The 24,059-nt window shown below is 71.7% G+C and carries 20 protein-coding genes, 3 tRNA genes and 1 pseudogene; 12 read left to right on the forward strand and 12 right to left on the reverse strand.

The genetic code is table 11. The features are described from left to right. Window positions 1–46 precede the first annotated feature (46 nt). From GA0074694_RS05900 to GA0074694_RS05910, 3 genes are all read right to left on the reverse strand, one after another. Entirely contained in the window at window positions 47–1,261 is a 1,215-nt protein-coding gene (locus GA0074694_RS05900) for a tyrosine-type recombinase/integrase (protein ID WP_245714555.1), read from the reverse strand. 326 nt (window positions 1,262–1,587) lie between these two features. After that, window positions 1,588–1,660 (reverse strand) — tRNA-Arg (locus GA0074694_RS05905). Window positions 1,661–1,695: 35 nt separating this feature from the next. Continuing rightward, window positions 1,696–1,786, reverse strand: a tRNA-Ser gene (locus GA0074694_RS05910). A 713-nt stretch (window positions 1,787–2,499) separates the two neighbouring features. On the opposite strand from GA0074694_RS05910, the gene GA0074694_RS05915 reads away from it, so the two are divergent. After that, entirely contained in the window at window positions 2,500–3,189 is a 690-nt protein-coding gene (locus tag GA0074694_RS05915; RefSeq protein WP_245714556.1) for a hypothetical protein, read from the forward strand. Here GA0074694_RS05915 and GA0074694_RS05920 read toward each other — a convergent pair. Continuing rightward, on the reverse strand, window positions 3,150–3,920 hold the full coding sequence (locus GA0074694_RS05920; protein WP_091458720.1) for a CPBP family intramembrane glutamic endopeptidase: 771 nt from the start codon (window positions 3,918–3,920) through the stop codon (window positions 3,150–3,152). The genes GA0074694_RS05915 and GA0074694_RS05920 overlap by 40 nt on opposite strands. Window positions 3,921–4,075: 155 nt before the next feature. Between GA0074694_RS05920 and GA0074694_RS05925 the strand changes: the two are divergent. After that, window positions 4,076–5,190: pseudogene (locus GA0074694_RS05925) on the forward strand (globin domain-containing protein). A 77-nt stretch (window positions 5,191–5,267) separates the two neighbouring features. Here the strand turns inward: GA0074694_RS05925 and GA0074694_RS05930 are convergent. After that, on the reverse strand, window positions 5,268–6,800 hold the full coding sequence (locus tag GA0074694_RS05930) for a peptide deformylase (RefSeq protein ID WP_091453633.1): 1,533 nt from the start codon (window positions 6,798–6,800) through the stop codon (window positions 5,268–5,270). A gap of 343 nt (window positions 6,801–7,143) precedes the next feature. On the opposite strand from GA0074694_RS05930, the gene GA0074694_RS05935 reads away from it, so the two are divergent. Beyond that, window positions 7,144–7,863: an IucA/IucC family C-terminal-domain containing protein gene (locus GA0074694_RS05935; RefSeq protein WP_425413607.1), complete on the forward strand. Its 720-nt coding sequence runs from the start codon at window positions 7,144–7,146 to the stop codon at window positions 7,861–7,863. A gap of 40 nt (window positions 7,864–7,903) precedes the next feature. Here GA0074694_RS05935 and GA0074694_RS05940 read toward each other — a convergent pair whose 3' ends face one another. After that, the gene (locus tag GA0074694_RS05940) at window positions 7,904–9,754 is read right to left on the reverse strand and encodes a DUF6311 domain-containing protein (RefSeq protein ID WP_245714557.1); all 1,851 of its coding nucleotides are present in this window, start codon (window positions 9,752–9,754) and stop codon (window positions 7,904–7,906) included. Between the two features lie 214 nt (window positions 9,755–9,968). On the opposite strand from GA0074694_RS05940, the gene GA0074694_RS05945 reads away from it, so the two are divergent. Further along, complete coding sequence (locus tag GA0074694_RS05945) at window positions 9,969–10,682, forward strand: class I SAM-dependent methyltransferase (RefSeq protein WP_091453642.1); 714 nt, start codon at window positions 9,969–9,971, stop codon at window positions 10,680–10,682. Window positions 10,683–10,772: 90 nt separating this feature from the next. Here the strand turns inward: GA0074694_RS05945 and GA0074694_RS05950 are convergent, their stop codons facing one another. The 4 genes from GA0074694_RS05950 to GA0074694_RS05965 form a co-directional block, all read right to left on the reverse strand. Then, complete coding sequence (locus tag GA0074694_RS05950; RefSeq protein ID WP_091453646.1) at window positions 10,773–11,306, reverse strand: YbhB/YbcL family Raf kinase inhibitor-like protein; 534 nt, start codon at window positions 11,304–11,306, stop codon at window positions 10,773–10,775. 99 nt (window positions 11,307–11,405) lie between these two features. Beyond that, window positions 11,406–13,667, reverse strand: coding sequence for a catalase (locus GA0074694_RS05955; RefSeq protein ID WP_091453647.1), 2,262 nt, complete (start codon window positions 13,665–13,667; stop codon window positions 11,406–11,408). Between the two features lie 85 nt (window positions 13,668–13,752). Continuing rightward, window positions 13,753–14,148, reverse strand: coding sequence for an MFS transporter (locus GA0074694_RS05960; RefSeq protein WP_091453650.1), 396 nt, complete (start codon window positions 14,146–14,148; stop codon window positions 13,753–13,755). Window positions 14,149–14,393: 245 nt separating this feature from the next. Continuing rightward, window positions 14,394–14,480, reverse strand: a tRNA-Ser gene (locus GA0074694_RS05965). Window positions 14,481–14,575: 95 nt separating this feature from the next. Here GA0074694_RS05965 and GA0074694_RS05970 point away from each other — a divergent pair. Then, window positions 14,576–15,115, forward strand: coding sequence for an AAA family ATPase (locus GA0074694_RS05970; RefSeq protein WP_091453653.1), 540 nt, complete (start codon window positions 14,576–14,578; stop codon window positions 15,113–15,115). Window positions 15,116–15,124: 9 nt separating this feature from the next. After that, the gene (locus GA0074694_RS05975) at window positions 15,125–16,102 is read left to right on the forward strand and encodes an NAD(P)H-quinone oxidoreductase (RefSeq protein WP_091453656.1); all 978 of its coding nucleotides are present in this window, start codon (window positions 15,125–15,127) and stop codon (window positions 16,100–16,102) included. Window positions 16,103–16,216: 114 nt separating this feature from the next. Here GA0074694_RS05975 and soxR read toward each other — a convergent pair whose 3' ends face one another. Then, window positions 16,217–16,657, reverse strand: a complete 441-nt coding sequence (gene soxR / locus GA0074694_RS05980) for a redox-sensitive transcriptional activator SoxR (protein ID WP_091453658.1) — start codon at window positions 16,655–16,657, stop codon at window positions 16,217–16,219. A gap of 47 nt (window positions 16,658–16,704) precedes the next feature. Between soxR and GA0074694_RS05985 the strand changes: the two genes are divergently transcribed. Both GA0074694_RS05985 and GA0074694_RS05990 read left to right on the forward strand, forming a co-directional pair. After that, a complete protein-coding gene (locus tag GA0074694_RS05985; RefSeq protein ID WP_091453662.1) occupies window positions 16,705–17,412 on the forward strand; it encodes a transketolase in 708 nt (235 codons plus the stop codon). A gap of 64 nt (window positions 17,413–17,476) precedes the next feature. After that, entirely contained in the window at window positions 17,477–18,355 is an 879-nt protein-coding gene (locus GA0074694_RS05990; RefSeq protein ID WP_091458724.1) for a transketolase family protein, read from the forward strand. Window positions 18,356–18,406: 51 nt separating this feature from the next. Here GA0074694_RS05990 and GA0074694_RS05995 read toward each other — a convergent pair whose 3' ends face one another. Then, the gene (locus GA0074694_RS05995) at window positions 18,407–19,102 is read right to left on the reverse strand and encodes a glycosyltransferase family 2 protein (RefSeq protein WP_091458722.1); all 696 of its coding nucleotides are present in this window, start codon (window positions 19,100–19,102) and stop codon (window positions 18,407–18,409) included. A gap of 328 nt (window positions 19,103–19,430) precedes the next feature. Between GA0074694_RS05995 and GA0074694_RS06000 the strand changes: the two genes are divergently transcribed. The 4 genes from GA0074694_RS06000 (at window position 19,431) to GA0074694_RS06015 (ending at window position 24,056) form a co-directional block, all read left to right on the forward strand. Next, window positions 19,431–20,171, forward strand: a complete 741-nt coding sequence (locus tag GA0074694_RS06000; protein WP_091453666.1) for a class I SAM-dependent methyltransferase — start codon at window positions 19,431–19,433, stop codon at window positions 20,169–20,171. Between the two features lie 290 nt (window positions 20,172–20,461). Beyond that, window positions 20,462–21,514 carry a pyridoxal-phosphate dependent enzyme gene (locus GA0074694_RS06005; protein ID WP_091458726.1) on the forward strand — a complete coding sequence of 351 codons (1,053 nt, stop codon included), beginning with the start codon at window positions 20,462–20,464 and terminating at the stop codon, window positions 21,512–21,514. Continuing rightward, window positions 21,511–22,740 carry an ATP-grasp domain-containing protein gene (locus GA0074694_RS06010; RefSeq protein WP_091453669.1) on the forward strand — a complete coding sequence of 410 codons (1,230 nt, stop codon included), beginning with the start codon at window positions 21,511–21,513 and terminating at the stop codon, window positions 22,738–22,740. Before GA0074694_RS06005 ends, GA0074694_RS06010 begins: the two co-directional genes overlap by 4 nt. Beyond that, window positions 22,737–24,056 (forward strand): MFS transporter, encoded by a 1,320-nt coding sequence (locus GA0074694_RS06015; RefSeq protein WP_091453672.1) that lies wholly within the window; start codon window positions 22,737–22,739, stop codon window positions 24,054–24,056. The genes GA0074694_RS06010 and GA0074694_RS06015 overlap by 4 nt, the downstream gene beginning before the upstream one ends. Window positions 24,057–24,059 lie beyond the last annotated feature (3 nt).

Here is a 24,059-nt window from a genome sequence, read left to right on the forward strand (position 1 = left end):
CTGCTCCCAGGCAGGCCATCAACCCGGAGCGACCCGCCTTCGAAGATCAGGCCTGGTAGGCCCCCGCCAGCGACGCCCTGACCCGTACATGCTGTAGAAGAAGCTCCGCCGACGCCCGTACCGCCTGCTTGGCTATCTGCTTGAACACGCAGATGTAGGTCTCGATCGTGGTCAACGGGGTGTGATGGCCCATGTCCTCCTGGATCTGCTTCAGGCCCACCCCGGCGGCCGAGGCGATCCCGGCGGCGCCGTGCCGCAGGTCATGCAGACGGACCGGCGGCAGATCCACGTTCTTGACCAGCTTCGCGAAGCGGCGGGTAAGCCAGTCCGGACGTACCGGCCGCCCATCCTCGTGCAGGAACACCCGCTGCTTCGGGTCGACCCAACCGAACCTCCGGCGTTGCCGATGCCACAGATCCGTCAGCAACCGCACACTGAACTCGTCCAAAGCCAAGGTCCGCACCCCGGCCGCCGACTTCGGCGGACCCAACCGCTCCACCCCACGCACGACAACCACCTGCTCCCGGATGGTCAACTCGCCATCCACCAGGTTGATGTCCTCCCAGCGCAACCCGGCGATCTCACCCCGGCGCGGCCCTCGCAACGCCACCAGCCACCACAACGCGAACAGCGGATCGCTCTGCACGGCCTCCAGGAACCGGCCGACCTGATGCAGCCCCCACACCGCCACCCGAGGCCGCACTCCCGTGTCGTTCCAGGCCTTCTCCCGCTCCGCGTCCCACACCACCGCCCGTGGACGCGCCCCGTTCGGCAGCCGCAGCCCTCGACCGGGATTCCGGTCGATCACCCCCTGCCGCCGCGCCGCGGACAACGCGCTTCGCAGCACCGCACGGATACCGTTCAGCGTGCCCGCAGAAATCAGCCGCCCACCTCGGACGTGGCGGTGCGAGATCCGGTCCATCGCCCGCTGCGCATCCCGGGTACGCAACTTCCGCATCCGCACGTGACCCAACTGCGGAATGAGGTAGTCGTTCACCAGGCCGCGGTAGTTGACCATGGTCGAGGGACGCAGCCGCCCCTCGTTCTCCGACAACCAGAACTCCAGCCAGCGCCTCAGCGTCCACATCCCCGCCGCCTCGTGCCCCGGCACCTGCCGCAGCACCCAGCAGGCCCGCTCGGCCTCCGCCCGGCTGGCGAAACCACCGCGACGCACCCGGACACGCCGCTCATCAATACCAGTCAACTGCACGGCGAAGTACCAACGGCCGTGGTCGACCTCGGCCAGACGCTCGCACCGCACACCCAACTGGCGACCGGTCTGCCCGCACCGACAGCCGCACCGCCGGTACACCAGGCCCGCCTCGTTGGCCCTAGCCACCCATCCCCCAAGACACCCGGACAGGCTAGACAGCAGGCAAACCATGATCATCAACCGGGTGGATCATGAGCTCAGACAAAGAGGCGGATCCGCATCATCCGTCCGCGAATCCGCTGCGCATCAACCCCGAAAGCCCAGGTCAACATGGCCCCACCAGGCCCGACATGTGGGTCACAGACGTGACCCACATGCGACCCACACCGACCCGAAGGTCAGCGGCAATCATAAATATTGCCTGGTCAAACTTGCGCGCCCGAAGGGACTCGAACCCCTAACCTTCTGATCCGTAGTCAGATGCTCTATCCGTTGAGCTACGGGCGCTGGTGCTCGGCCAGTCTACACACCCGGCCTTCGCGCGGAGACTCCGGGATTCGAACCCGGGAGGGGCTTTAAGACCCCAACCGCATTAGCAGTGCGGCGCCATAGACCAGACTAGGCGAAGTCTCCCCGGTGGCCCAGCAGACCACCGCCGCCCGAGAATACAGCCCCGCCCCGGCAGGGAGCAAAGCGACTTCCCCCTCCCGCCGCGTCGACCTTCCGTCCCTCGCCGCTGACCAGCGTTTTCACGCTGCGCGCCGCTGCCATCGGGACTACGCTTCGTCGATATGCAGGAGCAGCCGCCGAGCGACCCGCCTCGCCGCGAGCCACGTGCAGCGACACGTCGCGGCCGTTCTCCCCAACCGACCTTCACCGCGCCGCCCAGCCCGACCGACCCCGTCCCGGGGGCGGACCAGCCGGAGGAGCCACCCCGGGGGCGGTCACGGCGGAAGGCGGCAGCTCCCACGGTGCTGTTCCAGCCTCCGGACACGGGCGGTCCAGCCGTCGACCAGGAGCCGACCACGCCTCCCCGCCGGGCGCCACGCCAGAAGGTCGTCGGGACTGGCCGGCGCGCGGGCGCGGTGCCGGAGCAGCCGGCACCCGCTCCCCCGGCCGGGCCCACCGAAGGTGACGTGAAACACACCGCAGGCGCTGCGGAGCAAGCCGTTGGCACTGCGCGAAAGACCGCTCCGAAGAAGGTCGCTGCCAGGAAGGCACCCGCACAGCAGACCGTCAGCCCGCGGCGGAACACGAAAAAGGCGGAGGCCGCCGAGGAGACGGCACCGGAGCCGGCGGACCGGGCCGCGACGGCAGAGGCGAAGCCGGAGCCACCGGCTTCCGACGTGTCCGGCAGGCCGTCGACCGGCCGTACCGTCGATCTGGAGCGGATTCTGGCGCAGCCGGCCTTCGCGCCGGAGTTGCTGGCGCTGGCGGCGGTGGAGCGGATCGGGCCGCAGGCCGCCGCCTGGACGGCCGCGCTGCGTGAGACGTACCCGAAGATCGGTTCTGCGGGCCTGGCCCGGCTCGCCACCCGGCGGTTCGTCCGCACGGCGGCGTGGGGTGGGGCGACCGCCGCGGTGGCCGGTCTCTTCGCTCCCCTGGCCGAGCTGGCGGCGGTGCTCTGGACGCAGTCCGGGCTGGTGCTGCACCTGGCGGCGGCGCACGGCCGCGATCCGGTCGACCCGGAACGGGCAGTCGAACTGCTGGTGCTGACCCGGGTCCACCCGGACGCGGGGAGCGCCCGGACGGCTCTCGCCGCCGCTCGCGCAGAGACCGGCGACGGCGAGCCGCCGTGGGGTCGGGTGGCCGAAGCCGCGTGGCGGCTGGCCGCTCCGCTCACCGCGCAGGCAGCCGGCTGGTTGGCGCTGCGGCTGGCGTCGCGGCTGCTGCCCGGCGCGGCGGTGCTCGCCACGGCGGCCGGGAACTCGGCTGCCGTCGAGCGGCTGGCCGCCCGGGCGGTCGCGGCCTACCGCCAGCCGAAGCTCCGCTGGCCTCAGAGCCAGTCGAACCACTCCCGGGGCAGCAGGGAGTAGCCGACGAACGCCACGACGTCGAGCAGCGTGTGCGCGACGACCAGCGGCATCACGCGGCGGGTCCGCAGGAAGAAGAGGCTGAAGATCACGCCCATCACCGCGTTCCCGACGAACGCGCCGAAGCCCTGGTAGAGGTGGTAGGAACCGCGGATCAGCGCACTGGTGGCGATCACCGCGCCGAGCCGCCACTGGAGCTGCCGTAACCGGGTGGTCAGGTAGCCGACCACGATCACCTCCTCCAGCACGGCGTTCTGCACGGCGGCGAGGATCAGCACCGGCACCGTCCACCACAGCTCGGGCAGCGCGGCCGGCACGAGCGTGGCGTTGAGCCCGAGCTGCGCGGCGGCCCAGAACAGCGCCAGGCCGGGCAGGCCGATCAGCGCCGCCAGGCCGGCGCCTCGGGCCAGGTCAAGGCCGGGTTGTCGGGCGTCGAGACCGAGGGTCCGTCCGGCGTCGCCCGGCTCCCGGTTGAGCAGGTGTACGGCGAGCAGCACCGGCACCAGCGCGAAGGCGATGCCGAGCACCTGGTACGTCAGGTCCAGGTACGGCCGGGGTGACGCGGAGGTGTTCAGCGCGGCGGTCTGCCGGGACAGTCCCCCCTCGGCGGTCAGCTTGGCGGTCAGGGAGACCATCGCGTAGACCGCGGACTGCCCGAGCGACAGCCCGAGCACCAGCAGCGTCTCGGTGCCGAGGACCCGGTGGGACACCGGGCGGGTGAGCTCAACCGTCACCGCACCACTGTGCCCGATCGCCGTCCCGGACGGCACCGCCGCCGCAGGTCGTACCGACCAGCGCGAATCGATCGCACATTCTGTGCGACCACCCTCGACGCTCCGTGGTCATGCTGGGTCCTGCCCGATCCACCGTCTCGCCGAGGGGAGCGCCGATGGAGAACTTCGCGCGGCTGTTGAAGGAGAGCTGGGCCCTGGTCGAGGGGGACCGGGAGCGGCTCAGCGACTACTTCTACGCCCGCCTGTTCCTCCTCGACCCCGACCTGCGGAAGCTCTTCCCGGTGCAGATGCGCGGCCAGGGTGACCGCATCCTCGACGCGATCGTCGCCGCCATCCAGGCCGTCGGTGACCCGGAGAGCTTCGACGAGTACCTGCGGGCCCTCGGCCGGGACCACCGGAAGTACCACGTCACCGCCGACAACTACGCCACCATGGGGGTCGCCCTGCTGGACGCGCTGCGCACCGCCGGGGGGACGGCTGGAACCTGGAGTACGACCAGGCATGGCGGGACGCGTACGCGGCGATCACGGAGAAGATGCAGGCCGGCGCGGCGGCCGACGAGAATCCTCCGTTCTGGCACGCCGAGGTGCTGACCCACCAACGGTACGGCCCGGACACCGCCGTGCTGACCGTCCGGGCCCTGCAACATCCACTGCCGTACCGGGCGGGTCAGTACGTCAGCATCGAGGCCCCCCGGTACCACCCCCGGGTGTGGCGGACGTACTCCGTCGCGAACGCCCCGAACGACGACAACGTCCTGGAGTTCCACGTCCGGACGCCCGGCGCCGGCTGGGTCTCCGGTGCCCTGGTCCGCCGGGTCAGGCCGGGCGACCTGCTGCGGATCGCCGCGCCGATGGGCGGCATGACCCTGGACCGCTCCTCGGAGCGGGACGTCCTCTGCGTGGCCGGCGGGGTCGGGCTGGCCCCGGTGAAGGCGCTGGTCGAGGAGTTGACCACCTACAACCGGACCCGTTGGGTGCACGTCTTCTACGGCGCCCGGCACGCTGACAACCTGTACGCCCTGGCCGGGTTGCAGGAGCTGGTCGCCGTGCACCCGTGGTTGTCGGTGACACCGGCGTGCAGCGCGGACCCGGACTTCGACGGCGAGCAGGGCGACATCTCCGACGTGGTCACCCGCTACGGGCCGTGGACGTCGCACGACTGCTTCGTCTCCGGGTCGGCCGGAATGGTCCGGGCCACTTTGCGGGCGCTCGCTGCCGACCAGGTGCCGCCGCAGCACGTCCGGTACGACACCTTCGGCAACCTCTAGACATTCCTCCCCCCACGCCGGGTCGCGTGCCCCCGCCCCCTGGGGCACGCGACCCGGCACCCCGTCGGGCGGCCGGGTCAGTAGCGCCAGGCGTGGCTGGTCTCGCGGTACTTCTCGACCGGCACCAGCGGCACGCCCGGTGCCATCCGGTCGACGTAGAGCCGCCCCTTCAGGTGGTCGATCTCGTGGGCGACCAGCCGGGCCATGCCGAACTCGAAGGACGTGATCAGCCGGGTTCCGTCGACGCGGGCGTGTTCCACGTCGAGCCGCAGCGACCGGGGGACGAGACCCCGGTGGTCGAAGAAGGAGAGGCAGCCCTCGTACTGTTCGTCGGTGTCCGGGGAGGAGTCGACCACCCGGGGGTTGAGCAGCACCACCGGCTCGGCGCTGCGGTCCGGCGGGCGTACCACGGCCGCCGCGCAGCTGAGCCCGAGCTGGGGCGCGGCCAGTCCGATGCCCCGGTTGAACCGGTGCAGTTCGTCGAGTTCGGTGAGGGCGGCGATCAGCCGTTCCACCACGTCCCGGGCGACCGGCCCCTCCTCGGGCAGGTCGAACTGCCGGACGGGTTGGCGGAGCAGGTCGGCACCGCGCTGGACGATGCCGGCGGCCCGCATCCGATCGCTCGGCCGGGGACGGGCCGGGTCGGCCGTCACCCCGCTCGGCGTGGCCGGGGCGGGCGGGTTGCGGAACCGCCACTGGAGCCGGTAACGGGCGTTGAGCGGCGGGTTCTCCGTCGCCCAGTCGAAGATCGCCCGGCCGTCCTCGTCGTGGCGCTGCACCGGGGTGCGCAGCGGCCCCTCCTCCGCCGAGAGCGAGGTCTCCAAGCCCCAGACCTGCGGTTCGAGCACGGCGGGCAGGTCCAGCCGCACGTCGAGCGCCCGGGTCGGCACCCGGACGGCGCGCTGGAACCAGCGCCCCCACTTCTCCTGCCCGACGCAGTACTCGTACTCGATGGTGGCCCGGTCGCCGGGGTAGAGCGGGAAGCGCCCGTCGGCGTTCTCGAAGAGGAGCCAGAATTCCTTGAACGCGTCCCGGTCGTGCTTGGCCCGCCAGTGCATCGGCTCCCGTTCGCCCCCGTCGTCCCGGTATGCCCGCAGCTGCAGCTCGGCGAAGGTGAGGGGGTGGTCCCGGTGGTGCCGGTTGGAGCGGCCGGGATCGTTCGGGTAGCGGTCGACGGCCACCCGGGCCAGGTAGCGGGTGACCGGCTCGGTGCCGGCGTTGTAGAGGGCGCGCCGGACGACGCAGTGGTAGACGCCGTCGCGGTAGGTCAGGTTGGCGAACTCGTGCTCGACGATCAGGCCCGTGCCGGGTGGCATCCACTGGCCCGGGACGGGCGGGTCGCGGTGCGGTGGGGCGGTGCGGGCGTGCCGCAGGTCGTCGTACTCACGGAAGCGCTGCCAGATCGCTCCGCCGGCCTCCAGGACGGCCTCGGCGCGCCGGGCGAAGTCCTCGGTGGGGCGGTGCCGGCGGCTCTCGACGTGGCTGACGTACGACGGGTCGAACCCCATCAGGGTGGCGAGCTGCTTCTTGGACAGCCCTCGCTCATTCCGGTGCCGACCGAGCTCGGCTGCGAACGAGTCGACGGCCCGTTCGAGGGGCGAGGTCGTCATCAGCTTCCTCATGGCCGGGAGTATCAGTTTCACGTTTGGCGGGCGGGTTTCGCACAGAAGTGGCACGTTGCCGACTCTGACCTTGACAACACCCGCCGAGCCGTTCTCAGCGCGCCCGGTATGCCCTCCTTGTCGCAGGGGTTTCCGGCTGGCACCCCCGGGTATCAGCCGGGCACCACCGATGGCACACGACAGTGCGTCCACCACTCCCCCTACGGCGAGAGTTAGGTTAGCCTTAGCTCATACGGCAGGCCAGGGCGAGGGAGGCGCGACAGTGACTGCGGTGATCCCACCCCGTGCCGTCGTCGCGCCGCTCGCGCCGGTCACCACGACGCTGCGGGCGATGTTCGGCACCGACGACCTCCCCGGGCTCGCTCCCGGCCTGCTGGTGGACGACGAGTACGGCTGGTCCCCGGCCACCACCCTGGTGGACGGCACCCACCTGCCCGCCCTCCTGACCGCAGCCGCCCACCGTTGGGGCGGCACGCCGCACGCCTGCGCTGCCCTGGCCTGGAAGTCGTACAGCTACTGGGCGGCGCTGCCGGCGGTGCTCGGCTGGGCGTCCGCGCGCCGGGTGCCCCTGCTCGACCCGGCCGACGTGCTGCTCCACTTCGAGGACCACCGCCCCCTGGTCACGCTCGGGCTGCGCCGGTCGACGACCGTCGCGGTGCTGCCGACCGACCCGCTGGCCCTGGCCGCCCCGCCCGAGGTGCGGGTGGTCGCCGACGAGGCCGAACTCCTCAAGCTGCTCCGGGCGTCGCTGCTCGACGCCCACCTCGACCCGCTGATCAGGGCGATCCAGGCCGAGGTCCGCATCGGTGCCCGTACGCTGCTCGGCTCGGTCGCCTCCGGCGTCGCCCACGGGATCCTGCGCGCCGCCGACGCGCTGCCCGGCTCGGCGGTGGAGTCGGTCGACACCGTGCTCGGCGCGCTCGGCGTCCGGGACCTGGTCGACCTGGTGCCCGGCGCGTCGGGTCAGCCCACCGTCCAGCGCCGCACCTGCTGCCTGGCGTTCACCCTGCCGAAGCCGAAGTACTGCCAGGGCTGCTGCGTCCGCCCCTGACCGGCCCGACCGCTCTCCGACCGGGCCGGCCGCCGGTCGGTCAGTCGACCAGGGGGCGGACGTCCCAGAGCCACACCCCGCCGGTGCGGACCGGCTCGACGCCGCTGAGTTCGGTCATCCCGCGCCGGAGGGCGTCCTCGTGCCGGTGGGAGGCGAGCACCACCGCGCCGGCCCGCCAGTACCGCAGGTCGTCGACGGCCGCCACCCGGTCCTGCGGGGTGATCGGCGGCACCGCACCGGTGCGTCGGACGGTGGCGAAGAAGCTGCTGGTCGGGCGGGGCGTGGCCCCGAACAGGGCGATCCGCCCCTCGGGTGCGTCCGGCCGCCGGTCCGGGCCGAGGAAGTAGCCCCGGGCGATCGGCATCTCCAGGCCGGTCACCGCGGACCAGCGCAGCGGGTCGGCGTAGTCGGTGTCGGGCAGCGGCAGGGTGACCAGGCTCCGCCCGCCGGCCAGGTACGGGCGCCACGCGCCGGAGGTGACGAACTCGGGCACCGGATCCAGCCGGGCCGTCGGCAGCGGGGTGGGCAGCAACGGCAGCAGCGCCATCGCCAGCACGGTGACCGCGCCGAACCGGATCTGCCGCCGGGCGGTGGGATGACGACGGACCAGCTCGTGGACACGGGCGACGCCGTACGCCAGGAGCAGGCCGACGACCGGGGTCAGCCCGAGTGCCCACCGGGTGGGCACCACCGAGTGCAGGATCGGCAGGTTCTCCAGCGCTCCCCAGGGCGCGGGGACACCGGTGTCCCGGCCGTTGTAGCGGATCTCACGTCCGAGGGAGAGCAGCGCGAACAGCAGGCCGACGGCGGCGAGACCGAGCACCTCGGCGCGGTCCCGCATCCACCAGACCAGGGCGGGCACCAGCACCGCCAACGGCCAACCGAAGAAGGCGTTCTCCTCGGTCGGGTTCTTCGCCAGCCGCTCGGTGTCACGGGGATCCCCGGCCAGCGACTCGCCGGGCCACGCGAAGAAGGAGGCGACGTCGCTGCGGTAGCCCCGGATCAGCCGGGAGAGGCCCTCGTACGCGCCGGGACCGAAGAGCTGGACGTAGAGCGGGTACGCCAGCACGACGAGCGCGAGCCCGGCGGCGACACCGAGTCCGGCGAGGAAGGGCCGCGCGTACCGCCGCAGGTCGGGCCGGCGGACGACCAGCACGGCGACCACCACCCCGAGCCCCACCGCGGTCATCAGCAGGATCTCCAGGTTGAGGAACGCCTGCCAGATGATCAGGAGCCCGAGGAACAGGCCGTTGCGCGTCCACCGGCCCGGTTCGCGCAGCGCCAGCGTCCGCCACACGATCAGCGGGACCACGTACTGGGCGACGATGTTCGGGTGGGCGTTGGCGTGCGAGACCATCGCGGGGGAGAAGGCGCAGAACGTCGCCCCCACCCAGGCCGCGAGGCGGGACCGGATCAGCACCCGGGAGATGACGAGGTACCAGGCCGTGCCGGTGGCGATCATCGCGCCGGTGAGAAAGAGCAGAAAGGCGGCTCGCGGCCCGAGCAGCACGGTGACCGGGGTCATTGGCAATGAAACGGATAATACGGACGTATTTGCCATGAGGTTGACGCCCTCCGGCACATTCATCCGGTCCGAACCGAACGGGTAGGCGAAATCGGTCACCACTCGTGCGCCGTGCGCCATCATCCACTCGAACTGGGCCTGATCGGTGGGATTCACCCGGCTCTCGTGATCGGGGTGTGTCCAGAATCGCACGGTCACCCAGAAGGCCAACAGCACGAAGCTCGCCACCGCGACGGCGTCCGGCAGCCGGCGGCCTGCCAGGCGCACACCCTCAGCCGGCCCACCCGGGTCGTCCCGCCGTGCCGCACTGGAGGACACCGGGCGGAGGAACCACTCCCGACCGACCTCCGACTCCGGAGTAGTCATGACAATTCAGAGCGTAGCCAGCGCAGGGCGGCAAGGTGTGCGTTTCGGAGTTCCGGCGTAGTATGTGCCCGGTTCGCCCGGTAGCAGATCCCGCACCCCCGATCGAAACCGTATTCGGTCACCGCCGGTGGCCTGATTTCCCCACCGACGACGCAGGTGGTTGACTCTGTCGGGTCCGGGTGCAGGTCGAGTCATATGGTGAGGGAATCGACGCATGGCAGAAATCCTTGGGGACCAGCGCGTGCAGTCCGAGGTGCTGGAGGGCCTGGCCACAGCCGTCAACCACCGCCGCTGGTTCGTCGAGCTCGCCCTGCCGTACCTCGGCGACAACCCCATCGAGATCGGCAGCGGGCTCGGGGACTACGCCCTGGAGTGGGCACCACACCTGCCCCGCTTCACCGCCACCGAGGCGGATCCCGACCGGCTCGTCGCGCTGAAGGAGCGCCTGGCCGACCACCCCACCATCGAGGTACGGCAGATGCTCCTGCCGCACGACGAGATCGGCGGCGAGTACAGCGCGGCGGTCTCGTACAACGTCCTCGAGCACATCGAGGAGGATGTCGACGCGCTCCGCAGCATGCGGGACCTGGTCCGGCCGGGCGGCGCCGTGATCATCATCGTGCCGGCGTTCCAGTTCGCGATGAGCCCGGCCGACATCGCCACCGGCCACGTCCGCCGGTACACCAAGCGGACCCTCGGAGCGGCGATGACCGGCGCCGGCCTGCGGGTGGAGCGGATCCACTACGCCAACGCGCTCGGCCTGATCGGTTACTTCATGGCCACCAAGGTCTTCCGGTTGATGCCGAAGGAGGGTCCGATGGTCAAGGTCTACGACACCACCGTCCTGCCGGTGACCAAGGCCGCCGAGCAGCTCGTCCGGCCGCCGTTCGGCCAGTCGGTGTTCGCCGTCGCCCGCGTCCCCGGCTGACCGCCGGTTCGCCCGGGGGCGGATCCGCCTGGCTCCACCACGAAGGGCCGCGCCCGTTGTCGGGTACGCGGCCCTTCCGCTCGCCGGTGGCTACACCCTGACCTGGTACGTCGGGCGGATCACCGCCCGGGCCAGGGTGTGGAAGGCCAGGTTGAACCCGACGTACGCGGGCGTGGCGTCCGGCGTGACGTCCAGGTTCTCCACGTCCAGCGCGTGCACCGCGAAGACGTACCGGTGCGGGCGGTCCCCGGCGGGCGGAGCGGCCCCGCCGTACCCGTGCTGACCGTAGTCGTTGCGGACGCTGAACGCCCCGCCGAGGTCGCTCTCGACCACACCCCGGGGCAGCTCGGTCACCGAGGCCGGCAGGTTGACCAGCACCCAGTGCCAGAAACCGCTGCCGGTGGGGGCGTCCGGGTCGAAGCAGGTGACCACGAAGCTCTTCGTCCCGGCCGGGAAGTCGGCCCAGGCGAGCTGCGGCGACAGGTTGCCACCACCGACGCTGTCGTGCGCGTACGCGACGTCCATCGGTTCGCCGTTGGGCACGTCGTCACTGGTCAGGGTGAACGACCCCACGGTCGGCAGCAGCTCGTACGGGTCCGGGGCGATCGGTCGTTCCAGGGTCATCGGTGATCCCTCTCACTGAAGGTGCCTTTCCGTCATCTTCCTACCCCGCTGCGGCCCGCGCCCCGACGGCTGGCCCCGCCCTTGCCACGGACGGCCGGTTCAGGCCACCGAGGCGGGGAACCGGTCCCACACCCGGTGCGCGGCTGCCAACTGCCCGACGGCGGCGAAGACCTCGGGCCCGGAGTCGCCGGTCACCACGCCGGGGGTGCCGCTGACCCGCGCCTGTCGCAGCACGGTGATCCCGTCGCCCCACGCGCCGATCGCCTTGGCGTGCCGCCAGGTCTCCTCGACCAGGAGCAGCACCCGTGGATCCACGGTCACCGAGTCGGCCGCGCCCGCCTTGTCGTCGCGCGCCGGGATCGCGTCCGGTGCCGGCGTCGGTGCCCCGGCCAGCAGGAGGACGTCGAACTCGACGGAACGCCCGGTGGCGAAGGTCCGCTGCACGGGCAGGTCGCCCACCGTGCCGCCGTGCGGGGCGATGAGCAGCGGCACCATGCCGGCACCGAGGGCCGCCCGGCGTACCTCGGCGACACCGTCGAGGTCGCTGGCGGCGTCGACGACGATGCCGACCGTCCGGCCGTCGGCCGGCCACTCCCGGCCGACCTGGGAGAGCACCGGGCTGGGCGCGACGTCGGCGAGCGGCACGCCCGGCTGCGGCGCGGGAAGGCCGAGACCGGTGGCGACCTCCACGCAGAGCACCGGGTCGATGTTGGCCAGGCTCTGCAGCTGCCGTTCCCGGATCGCCTGGTGGTAGCACTTGCCCAGTTCGAAGGTGTAGGCGCGGATGATGTGCTCCTTCTCCACCGGCGACATGCTCAGCCAGAACAGCCGGGCCTGGCTGAAGTGGTCGTCGAAGGAAATCGGGTTCGCACGTACCTTGGGCGCCTCCGCGACGGTCACCGGGACGTCCACGAACACCCCCTGCTCGACACCCGCGGGGAAGGGGTTGCCGCCGTCGAGCGAGTTCGGCCGGTACGGCGCCACCCCGGCGTGGACGGCCTGCTGGTGGAAGCCGTCGCGCAGCATGTCGTTGACCGGCGCGTGCGGGCGGTTGATCGGGATCTGCGGGAAGTTCGGCCCGCCCAGCCGGGTCAGCTGCGTGTCGATGTACGAGAAGAGCCGGCCCTGCAACAGCGGGTCGTTGGTGACGTCGATGCCCGGCGGCAGGTGTCCGGGGTGGAAGGCGACCTGCTCGACCTCGGCGAAGAAGTTGGTCGGGGTCCGGTTGAGGACCAGCCGGCCGATCGCCTGCACCGGCGCGAGTTCCTCCGGCACGATCTTCGTCGGGTCGAGCAGGTCGATGCCGGCGAAGGTCTCCTCCGGGGTGTCCGGGAAGACCTGGATGCCGAGTTCCCACTCGGGGAACGCGCCGGCCTCGATCGCGTCGTACAGGTCCCGGCGGTGGAAGTCCGGGTCGATCCCGGCGAGCAGCTGTGCCTCCTCCCAGGTCAGGGAGTGCACGCCCAGCTTGGGCTTCCAGTGGAACTTGACCAGCGCGGTCTCCCCGGCGGCATTGACCAGGCGGAACGTGTGGACCCCGAAACCCTCCATCATCCGGTACGAGCGCGGGATGCCCCGGTCGGACATGTTCCAGATCGTGTGGTGCTGCGCCTCGGTGTGCAGGGAGACGAAGTCCCAGAAGGTGTCGTGCGCGCTCTGCGCCTGCGGGATCTCCCGGTCCGGGTGCGGCTTGCCGGCGTGGATGACGTCGGGGAACTTGATGGCGTCCTGGATGAAGAAGACCGGGATGTTGTTGGCGACCAGGTCGAAGGTGCCCTCGTCGGTGTAGAACTTCGTCGCGAAGCCCCGGGTGTCGCGGACCGTGTCGGCCGATCCACGCGAGCCGAGGACGGTGGAGAACCGGACGAAGACGGGAGTCTCCTTCCCCTTGGCGAGGAAGCCGGCCTTCGTGACTCCCTCGGCGCTGCCGTAGCCGGTGAACACGCCGTGCGCCCCGGCCCCCCGCGCGTGCACGACGCGCTCAGGGATGCGCTCGTGGTCGAAGTGGGTGATCTTCTCGCGCAGGTGGTGGTCCTGGAGCAGGACCGGACCACGCGGACCGGCCTTGAGCGAATGGTCCGTGTCGCGCAGCCGTGCGCCCTGAGCGGTGGTGAGGTGGGCGCCCTGTTGGCCCTTCGCGACCGGGGGCACGCCGGTCGCCGCCCCGGTCGGCGTACGGGTGTCCGGCGTGCCCTGCTCCGGTTTCGGCGGCAGCGGGTCGCGGGGCGTCGTCGGTTCCTCGACGGTCGGCGGGGCGCTACCCGGCGCGCCGGGAATGTCGGGAGTCAGGGCGTCGGTCACCTTCCCGGCGGCGGCCTCGACGACATGCTTGACGGCCTTGGCAGGCTTGCGGGGATCCATCTACAAGTTCCTCCGTGGAGCGCGGTGGGCAGGCCCCTTCGCCCTACCCCCGGAGAACCCGGCGAAACGATCGGGTTTGTCCAGGTCAACGCATGACTCCTGGCGGACGCACGCGGTCCTCCGAACCGACGGGTGCGTCACCTGGTGGCGAACCGTGGCGCCGGGGCCTTCGGACCGCCGATCCACACACGAGAACCACCAGCAGGCCCAGCCCGAAGAAGAGACCGTCGAGCGGTATCGCGTCACCGATCAGCCCTGCGGCACCCGCGCCGATGATCGAGGCGATCCCCACGCCGAGCCGCAGGACGCTGCTCACGCGGCCGAGATGGGACCGGTCGCCCACGCGTTGGCGATAGGTCGCCGCCACGACGGCGGTCCAGACCGCCGCAGCGAGGTTGACCGCGAGTAACGCGCCGATCCCCGGCACCCCGTGGGCGAGGGGCATGGCCATGAAGCTCGCGCCGAAGACGATGTTCGCCACCCGGGTGCTCCACCGAATAATGGGAAGAAATTGTCGGTCGCTTTCTCCCCCCGGGCGGTGATCCACGATTCCGCAGCGGCCGTCGCTCGCACCGCCCCGGACGCCGGAGAAGATGCCTGACCAGGATCGGCTCAGCCCCGCACCGGCCAGGAGGAGGGTGGGATGACGGGAGACGGATTCGCTGGCAGACCCGCCTCCCGACCGGTGTCGGTGCCGGCCCAGGGGCATTTGTGCTGCTCGGGAGGCGGAGGGTGTGGGATTCGAACCCACGAGGACATCGCTGCCCTACCGGTTTTCAAGACCAGCGCCATCGGCCACTAGGCGAACCCTCCCGACGCGTCCCCGAGGGGTACGCGACCCGCCTAGTCTGCCATGACCGGGCGGCGTCGCGAGTCGGCGTCCCGCCCGAACGTGGGATCATCGCGGCATGTGGGACACCCCGTCCGTGGTACTGGTCACCGGGATCATGGCGGTCGGCAAGTCCACAGTGTCCGAGCTGCTGGCCCGCCGGCTGCCGCGCGCGGTGCACCTGCGCGGCGACGTCTTCCGCCGGATGGTGGTCAGGGGCCGGGAGGAGATGACCGCCACACCGTCGGAGGAGGCGTGGCGGCAGCTCCGGCTCCGGTACGACCTCGCCGCCTCGGCCGCCGACACGTACGCTGCCGCCGGCTTCACCGTGGTCTGCCAGGACGTGATCCTCGGCCCGGAACTGGCGGCGATGGTCGACCGGATCCGGCACCGACCGCTGGCGGTCGTGGTGCTCGCACCCCGCCCGGAGGTGGTCGCCGTCCGCGAGCGGGACCGGCCCAAGAAGGGGTACGGCGACTGGCCGGTCGCCGACCTGGACGCCGGGTTCCGGGCCGACACGCCCCGGATCGGGCTCTGGCTGGATACCTCCGACCAGACCCCGGAACAGACCGTGACGGAGATCCTCACCCGGGCGTGGGTCGAGGGACGGATCGGGTAAGACAGGTTCATGCACGCGATCACGATCCCGGTACCCGGTGGACCCGAAGCCCTGCGCTGGACCGAGGTGCCCGACCCGGAGCCCGGCCCCGGTGAGGTGATCGTCGACGTGCGGGCCAGCGCGGTCAACCGGGCCGACCTGCTGCAACGGCAGGGGCATTACCCGCCCCCGCCGGGAGCGTCGGCGTACCCGGGTCTGGAGTGCGCCGGGGTCGTCGCCGCGACCGCCCCCGACGTGACCGGCTGGCGGGCCGGTCAGGAGGTCTGCGCGCTGCTGACCGGCGGCGGGTACGCCGAGCGGGTCGCCGTACCGGCCGGGCAGTTGCTCCCGGTGCCGGCCGGGGTCGACCCGGTCGACGCCGCCGCGCTGCCCGAGGTGGCCTGCACGGTGTGGTCGAACGTCGTGCAGATCGCCCGGCTGGCGGCGGGCGAGACGCTGCTGGTGCACGGCGGTGGCAGTGGCATCGGCACGTTCGCCATCCAGCTCGGCGCGGCGCTCGGCGCGACCGTGGTGGTGACCGCCCGCGCCGCCAAGCACGCCCGGCTGCGCGAGCTGGGTGCGGCGCACACCGTCGACTACCGGGAGCAGGACTTCGTCGAGGAGGTCCGCCGGGTGACCGACGGTCGGGGCGCGGACGTGATCCTCGACATCATGGGCGCGGCCTACCTCGGCCGGAACGTGGCGGCGCTGGCGACCGGCGGCCGTTTGGTGGTGATCGGCATGCAGGGCGGGCGGAAGGCCGAACTCGACCTCGGCACGCTGCTGGTCAAGCGGGCTTCGGTGACCGCGACGGCACTGCGGTCCCGTCCGCTCGCCGAGAAGGCGGCCGTCGTCCAGGGCGTACGGGAGCAGGTCTGGCCGCTGGTGGAGTCGGGCCGGATCCGCCCGGTGGTGGACCGGCGGATGCCGATGTCCGACGCGGCCGGGGCGCACCGGCTGGTGGAGTCCAGCGACCACCTGGGCAAGGTGCTGCTGGTCACCGGCTGACGGTCACGGGGTGAGGTGGTAGCAGGGGTCCCCTGTTACCGCATTTTGATGAGGAGGGGGCCCCTGCAACCACCTCAGCGACGCGGCAACCACCTGAACTACACGGCAACCACTTCAGGGGCGGGGTTGGAGCAGGCGTGCGCCCGGTCCCTCACCGGCGAGCTTGTCGGACGGGTTGTTGAGGGTGCAGCGCTGCAACGACAGGCAGCCACACCCGATGCAGCCGGTCAGGTCGTCCCGCAGCCTGCTGATCAGTCGGATCTTCTCGTCCAACCGGCTGCGCCAGGCGGCGGAGATCCGGGCCCAGTCCTGTGCGCTGGGGGTACGACCGTCGGGCAATGAGTCCAGTGCGTCCCGGATCTCGTCCAGGGACACGCCGACCTGCTGGGCGATCCGGATGAACGCCACCCGACGCAGTTCGGCGCGGGCGTACCGGCGTTGGTTTCCGCCGGTGCGTTCGGCGTGGATGAGGCCGAGCCGCTCGTAGTAGCGCAGGGCCGAGGGGGCCACGCCGCTACGGGCGGAGAGCTGACCGATGGTGAGTGACTCCTGCATCACATCGCCCTTGAGTTGAAGTGAGCTTCAACTTGCAGGCTAACGGTATGACCGTCACCATCGCCAGCGCCCCCGTCGTCCCGGGGCCGGTCGCGCCGCTGCTGCGTCGGGCCGCCGCAGCCCAGGAGGACGACTTCGGGCCGAACGTGTACTCCACCATCGATGTCCTCTGGGTGCTCTACGACCGGATCCTACGGATCTCCCCCGACCGGCCGGACGACCCGGACCGGGACCGGTTCCTCCTGTCGAAGGGGCATGCCGTCGCGGGCTACTACGCCGTCCTGGCCGCGAAGGGGTTCATCCCGCCGGAGTGGCTGGACGACGCCTACGGCCCGGCGAGCCGCCTCGGCGGCCATCCGGACCGGGTCCTGGTGCCCGGTGTCGAGATCGGGGCCGGGTCGCTCGGGCACGGGCTCGGCCTGGGCGTGGGCACCGTACTCGGCCTGCGGGCCCAGGGACTGCTCACCCCGAGGGTGTACGTCCTGCTCGGCGACGCCGAACTCGACGAGGGCTCGAACCACGAGGCGATCGCGTACGCGGGCGCGACCGGGCTGGCCGGGCTGACCGGGATCGTGGTGGACAACCGGTCCGCCACGCACGGCTGGCCCGGCGGGATCGCGACCCGGTTCACCGTCAACGGCTGGCGGGCGTCGACTGTCGACGGGAACGACCACGACGCCCTGTACGCCGCCCTGACCGGGCACGACCACCACCGGCCGCACGTCGTCGTCGCGGTCGTCGGCGAGAAGGAGTGAAGCTGTGACGACAGTGGCCGAGCAGACCGTGGTCGAGGCGACCATGACTGAGGCGGAGACCGTGATGCGGGACCGCTTCGTCGACACCGCGTACGAGCTGCTGGCCGAGGATCCGCGGACCGCCGTGGTGCTCGCCGACATCTCGGCGGACAGCTTCTCCGAGGCGTCCCGACGACACCCGGACCGGGTGGTCAACGTGGGCATCCGGGAGCAGTTGATGGTGGGCGTGGCCGGCGGGCTGGCCCTGGCCGGGCTCCGCCCGGTGGTGCACACCTACGCCCCGTTCCTCGTCGAGCGGGCGTACGAGCAGATCAAGCTGGACCTCGACCACCAGGACGTGACCGCGGTGCTGGTCAGCGTCGGGGCCTCCTACGACCGGCCGGAGGCCGGGCGGACCCATCTCTCCCCGGCGGACGTGGCGCTGATCGACACGCTGCACGGCTGGACCGTGCACGTGCCGGGGCACCCCGACGAGGTGCCGCCGCTGCTGCGCGCCGCAGTGGCCGGTGACGGGGCGGTGTACCTGCGCCTGTCGACGATGGCGAACAGCCGGCCGTACGGCGGCGACGGTTCGCTGCGGGTGGTCCGGGACGCGGGACCGGGCGCGCCGCTGCTGGTGGCGGTCGGGCCGTTGCTGGACGAGAGCCTGGCAGCGGTGGCCGGGCGGGACGTGACGGTGGCGTACACCCACCGGCCGCGCCCCTTCGACACCGCGGGGTTGCGGGCACTCGCCGGCACCGAGGTGATCCTGGTGGAGCCCTACCTGGCCGGCACGTCGAGCCGGATGGTCAGCGAGGCCCTCGCCGACCGGCCGCACCGGCTGCTGGCGCTCGGGGTCGGCCGGCAGGACCTTCGCCGCTACGGCACGGCGGACGACCACAGCCGCTGGCACGGGCTGGACGCGGCCGGGCTGCGCCGTTCGGTCGACGCGTTCCTGGGCTGAGGCCGGCGGCGTGGTGTCGCGGTCAGGGCCGGGGGCGGCGTGGTGTCGCGGTCAGGGCCGGGGGCGGCGGCGGGTACGCTCCCGGCCCAGGATCCAGAGCGCCTCGACGCCGTCCTTCCAGGTGATCTTCTTGCCCTCCTCGCGCCCCCGGGCCCGGTAGCTGATCGGCACCTCGTACGGGCGGATCCGGCGGCGTAGCAACTTGCCGGTCACCTCCGCCTCCATGCCGAACCCCCGGGACCGCACGTCGAGCGAGCGGTACAGCTCGACGGGCATGAGCTTGAAGCAGGTTTCCAGATCCCCGATGTACGAGTTGAAGAGCACGTTCGCGGCCGTGGTGACGCCCTTGTTGCCCATCACGTACCAGAAGCTGTAGGCGCTGTGGCTGCCGAAGGTGCGATTGCCGTAGACCACCTCGGCGCGACCGTCGAGCACCGGGGCGAGCAGCCTCGGGATGTCCTGCGGGTCGTACTCCAGGTCCGCGTCGAGGATGACCATGTAGTCGCCCTCGGCGTGGGCCACCGCCGTCCGGATGGCCGCGCCCTTGCCCGCGTTGCGGGGATGGGTGATCACCCGCAGCCGGGCGTCGTCGACCCGGCTGAGGACCTCGGCTGTCCCGTCCCGGCTGCCGTCGTCGACCACGAGCAGCTCGATGTCGCACGGGTACTCGACCGCCAACGCCTGTTTGAGGGCGTCCGCGATGCGTTCCTCCTCGTTGAAGACCGGCATGAGGATCGACAGCTTCACGGGCTTCTCCACGGGGGCGACTGTACGTCGGGGACAGCGTAGCGTGTCGACCCGGCCGGCCAGCATCGGCGCGGCGTCAAGCGCCCGGCACCCTCCGTCACCCCGACCCGGCGGAAATTGCTCGGCATGGATGCGACAGTGGTGGGTACTGCGTGACCGAGGCGTCACGCAGCGCTGACGCGGGATCGACGCGGACGCGGTATCGACGGCGGCGCGACTCCGTTGCGTGAGGGTAATGTCACAGATCTGGTATCCCGCAGCGCATCATGCGTAGCATATCGACGCACTTCACTGTCAGTTGTCACGTCGGCGGAGAGGGGTACGACCGATGCGGTGGTACGAGAACGACGGACTCTGGTCAGGTTTCGGGGAGCTGATGTTCTCCGAGCGCCGGGCCGTCGAGGCCGAGGCCAATGTCGCCGACTCACCGCTGCTCAAGTTCACCCCGGGCACCCGGGTGCTCGACCTGTGCTGCGGCCCCGGCCTGTACGTGGTGCCCCTGGCCCGGCGCGGGCACGCCGTCACCGGTGTCGACCTGAACCAGGAGATGCTCGACAGGGCGGCCTCGGTCTGCGCCGAAGCCGGAGTCGAGGCCCGGCTGGAACAGGGCGACATGGGCGACTACGTCCGTCCGGGCGAGTTCGACGTCGTGATCAACATGTACACGTCCTTCGGGTACTTCGCGGAACCGGAGCGGAACCTCCAGGTCCTCCGCAACGCCCACGAGAGTCTGGTGCCGGGCGGGCAGATCCTGATGGACCTGCTCGGCAAGGAGGTGCTCGCGAGTTGGGTCGGCCGCCCGCAGGCGGTGGACCTCCCCGACGGGGTGGCGTTCATGCGGGACACCGTCCTCGACGACTGGACCCGGCTGCGGACCGACTGGACCCTGGTCCGGGACGGTGCCGTGCACCAGGCCTCGATCGTCTCGTTCGTCTACAGTGCCGCCGAGATGCGCGCGATGCTCGAACAGGCCGGCTTCGTCGACATCGAGTGCTTCGGCGGGTTCGACGGCAGCACCTACGACAACCACGCGAAGCGGCTGATCGTACGGGGAACGCGTCCCCGCTGAGGCTTCCCGCCGCCGGGCCGGTGCGACGACGTCGACCGTCGACCTGATCGAGAACCCGGCCGGACATACCGTGCCCTCCGGCGGATCCCACCGGCCCGCCGCCACGACTGCGGGACCGGTCGCCACTCGTGACCGCCCCCGGTCCGCCACCCACCGCGCCACTGGTCCGGGACATGGATTCGCCGGTCGCGGTAACCGCTCGGCCGCTTTCGCAAACCCTCCACGACCTCGCCGTACCCGCCACCGAGCCGGTGCCGGCCGGCCCCCACCACCATCGAAGGGTTGTGACGATGCTCCGCACCCGCACCCGAACCCCGCTGGTGATCCACGACCACGTCACCGACGCACTGAAGACGCCGGCCCTGATCCGGCTCGCCGACAACGTCATCCTCGCCCGGTTCGAGACGATGAAGGTGTACGCCGCACTCGGTGCCGTACGCGCCCTGCTGGACGCCGGCACCATCCGGCCCGGACAGACCCTCGTCGACTCTTCCAGCGGCATCTACGCCCTGGCCCTGGCCCTGGCCTGTCACCGCTACGGGCTGCGCTGCCACATCGTCGCGTCGACCACCGTGGACGCCACGATGCGGGCCCAACTGGAGATCCTCGGCGCCACCGTCGACCAGATGCCCCCCTCCGCGAACCTGGGTCTCGACCAGCAACGACGGGTCGCCCGGGTACGCCAGCTGCTGGCCGAGAACCCGGATCTGCACTGGATGCGTCAGTACCACGACCCGGTGCACTACCTCGGCTACCACGAGCTGGCCGGCCTGATCGCCGACGCGCTGCCCGACGCCGACCTGACCGTGGTGGGCTCGGTCGGCACCGGTTCCTCCACGGGCGGGATGACCGAGGCGCTGCGCGGGCTCGGCCGTGGGGTCCGGCTGGTCGGCATCCAGCCCTTCGGCAGCGTGACCTTCGGCGCCGACCGGTTCGCCGACCCCGAGGCGATCATCGCCGGCATCGGCAGCTCGGTCTGGTTCGACAACGTGCACCACGAGCTGTACGACACGATCCACTGGATCGACTTCCGGCACGCCATGGGCGGCGCGGTCCACCTGCTGCGCGGGCATGCCGTGTTCGCCGGCCTCTCGACCGGAGCGACATATCTCGCCGCCGGGTGGGAGGCCCGGCGGCACCCGGACCGGATGCATCTGGTGATCGGCGCGGACACCGGTCACCGCTACGTCGAGCGGGTCTTCGCCCGGCACGCCGAGGCGATCGACCCCACCCGCACCCGACCGCTGGAGATCACCTCGCTGGCCGAGCTCGCGCTGCCCTGGTCGGTACTCGAATGGCGACGCCAACCCTGGCGCAAGACCGGAACGGAGAGCAACCGATGACCATCGTCCTGCTGGAGGCCCTCACCTTCGGGCTGGGCCGGCTCGTCGACGCCGCCGACCGTGCCGGCGAACGCCTCTGCCTGCTCACCCACGACCGGGGCTGGTACCGCTACGAGTTGTCCCGGCTGCGGCCCGACGCGCTCGACGTCGTCGACGTCGACACCTACGACGCCGCCGCCTGCGCCACCGCCCTCAGCAAGATCCCCGACCTGCACGGGATGATCAACTCCACCGACACGTGGGGCGTCACCGGAGCCGGCCTGCTGGCCGAGTTCGGCCTGCCCGGCACCCCGGTCGACACCTGGCGTCTGCTGCGGGACAAGCAGCGGGTGCGGGCACTGTTGCACCAGCGGGGCCTCAGCCGGACCACCGCGGTCGACGTACCCGGCGGGTCGGACCGCGAGCGGATCGTCGACGCGCTGCGGGAACAGGTCGGGCTGCCGCTGGTGGTGAAGGACTCGGCCGGCACCTCGTCCCGGAACGTGTGGATCGCCCGTACCCGCGCGGACCTTAGCGCCGCGCTCGCCGCCGCCGGGACCCGACAGCTCACCGGCCGGCTCGTCGTCGAGCCCTTCTTCGCCGGCCCGCTCTACAGCGCCGAGACCCTCACCTGGGCTGGCCGGACCCGCCTGCTCGGCGTCCTCAGCCGGCAGGTCTCCCGCGAACCCCTCGTCCGGGAAGAGGCCTCCGCGTACCCGGTCGCCCTCCCGGAACCCGACCTGGCCGCCCTCGCCGAGTGGGTGGCGAGCGTCCTGGCCGCCGTCGGCTACGAGCAGGGCTTCGCCCACGTGGAGTTCGTGCTCACCAGCGACGGGCCGGAGCTGATCGAGATCAACGGCCGGATCGGCGGGGCGCTGGTCGGCGAGGCACTGTGCCGCCGGCTCGACGCCAACGTGTACGAAGGGCTGGTCCGGATGGCGCTCGGGCAGCCGCCCGCGCTCCCCGAACACGCCCCGGACTCCGCACCGGCGGTCGCGTTCGCCCCGGTCTACGCCGACCGGGCCGGTGCGCTGACCGACGTACGGGGCCTGGACGCGCTGACCGACTTCCCGGGCACGCCCCGGTGGTACCCGACAGCGCGCTCCGGCCAGCGCATCGAGCACCTCACCGACCAGCGCGCCTGCATCGGTTTCGTGCTCGCCGAGGGTCCCACCGCCGAACTCGCCCTGCACCGGGTGCTGAGCGCCGCCGGGGCGGTACGCCCGATGATCAGCGACGGCCCGTGAGCCGCCTTCCCGGCCTCGGGGCGTTCACCGTGCCACAGCGGTTCCTGCTGGCCAGCTCCTTCCTCATCCCGCTGGCCAGCTTCGCCGTCCTGCCGTTCATGTCCGTCCTGCTGCACCAACGCCTCGGCCTCGGACTACCGCTCGTCGGCGTGGTGCTCGCGGTCGCCTCGCTGATCCAGTTCGCCGGCGGCATCGTCGGCGCCGCCGTCGCCGAGCGGGTCGGGCTACGCCGCACCATGCTGCTCGCGCTGGTCGTTCGCACCGTCGGGTTCGCCGGCTTCGTTCCCGGCCTGCGCTGGCCGGCCGTGGCCGTCGTCGCCCTCGGGCTGACCAGCTGCGGTGCCGCGCTCTACCTGCCGGCGAACAAGGCGTACCTGATCCACCGGGCCGACCCGCAACGCCGGCCCATGCTGCTCGCCGCCAGCGGGTCGGCGTTCAACGCCGGCATCGCGCTCGGCCCGCTCGCCGCCGGACCGTTCGTCATGACCGCCTCCACAACGCTGTTCGCCCTGGTAACCGGCCTGTTCGTGGTGGTTGCCGCCGGCCATTTCCGGCTGCCGCCCGAACCGCCCGGCGGGGATGCCGGGGACGTGCCGGACGGAGGCGACGCCGAACCCGCCGACGGGACCACACGGGCGGGCGCGCGGGTCGAACGGCCTCGTCGGGTGCTGGACGGCCTACCGGTGCTGCCGTTCGCCATCACCGCGCTCAGCCTCTACCTGTTCATGTTCTTCCAGCACTTCCTCGCCGTGTACGCGGTGCCCCGAACCTCGGCCACCTGGTACGGCGTCGTGCTGATGGCGTACTCGGCGGCAGTCGTCGTACTCCAGCCGGCGCTGTCGAACTGGATCGGCCGGCTGCGCTACCCCCAGGCGATGCGCGTCGGCTTCGCCACCATCGGCACCGGCATGGCCGTGCTCGCCGTCGCCCACCCGGCGGCGCTCCTGGCCGGCGCGTTGCTCATCTGCCTCGGCGAGATCGTGCTGTTCCTCAAGAACGACCTCGTGGCGCTGGAGATGTCCGACCGGTCACCCGCCGTGGTCTTCGGCCAGCAACGGCTCGCCGCCGGCATCGGCGCACTGGTCAGTGGCGTCGTCGGGGGTATCGGCTACCAGTACCTCGACCGGCTCGGCAACGCCGGGTGGTTCTGGTTGGCCGTGGCCGCCCAGTGCCTGCTGCTCCCGCCGCTGGTGATCGTCCTGGCGCGGTGGTTGCAGGGCACCCGACCACCGCCGGGGCCACCCGCCCGGTCGCCGGGCCACGGGGCGCCCCGGGCCACGGCGTCGGTGGGCGGCGGGCCGCCGCAGTCCGGCTGAGGG

Origin of the sequence: Micromonospora inyonensis (genome assembly GCF_900091415.1) — a bacterium.
Taxonomy (GTDB): Bacteria; Actinomycetota; Actinomycetes; order Mycobacteriales; family Micromonosporaceae; genus Micromonospora; species Micromonospora inyonensis.

Coding starts and splice junctions, on each gene's coding strand:
- soxR (WP_091453658.1), bottom strand. CDS start 16,657: ATGCAGGAGTCACTCACCATCGGTCAGCTCTCCGCCCGTAGCGGCGTG.
- GA0074694_RS06000 (WP_091453666.1), top strand. CDS start 19,431: ATGCGGTGGTACGAGAACGACGGACTCTGGTCAGGTTTCGGGGAGCTG.
- GA0074694_RS05970 (WP_091453653.1), top strand. CDS start 14,576: ATGTGGGACACCCCGTCCGTGGTACTGGTCACCGGGATCATGGCGGTC.
- GA0074694_RS05930 (WP_091453633.1), bottom strand. CDS start 6,800: ATGACGACCTCGCCCCTCGAACGGGCCGTCGACTCGTTCGCAGCCGAG.
- GA0074694_RS06005 (WP_091458726.1), top strand. CDS start 20,462: ATGCTCCGCACCCGCACCCGAACCCCGCTGGTGATCCACGACCACGTC.
- GA0074694_RS05990 (WP_091458724.1), top strand. CDS start 17,477: ATGCGGGACCGCTTCGTCGACACCGCGTACGAGCTGCTGGCCGAGGAT.
- GA0074694_RS05985 (WP_091453662.1), top strand. CDS start 16,705: ATGACCGTCACCATCGCCAGCGCCCCCGTCGTCCCGGGGCCGGTCGCG.
- GA0074694_RS05945 (WP_091453642.1), top strand. CDS start 9,969: ATGGCAGAAATCCTTGGGGACCAGCGCGTGCAGTCCGAGGTGCTGGAG.
- GA0074694_RS05950 (WP_091453646.1), bottom strand. CDS start 11,306: ATGACCCTGGAACGACCGATCGCCCCGGACCCGTACGAGCTGCTGCCG.
- GA0074694_RS05975 (WP_091453656.1), top strand. CDS start 15,125: ATGCACGCGATCACGATCCCGGTACCCGGTGGACCCGAAGCCCTGCGC.
- GA0074694_RS05935 (WP_425413607.1), top strand. CDS start 7,144: ATGTTCGGCACCGACGACCTCCCCGGGCTCGCTCCCGGCCTGCTGGTG.
- GA0074694_RS06010 (WP_091453669.1), top strand. CDS start 21,511: ATGACCATCGTCCTGCTGGAGGCCCTCACCTTCGGGCTGGGCCGGCTC.
- GA0074694_RS05940 (WP_245714557.1), bottom strand. CDS start 9,754: ATGACTACTCCGGAGTCGGAGGTCGGTCGGGAGTGGTTCCTCCGCCCG.
- GA0074694_RS05955 (WP_091453647.1), bottom strand. CDS start 13,667: ATGGATCCCCGCAAGCCTGCCAAGGCCGTCAAGCATGTCGTCGAGGCC.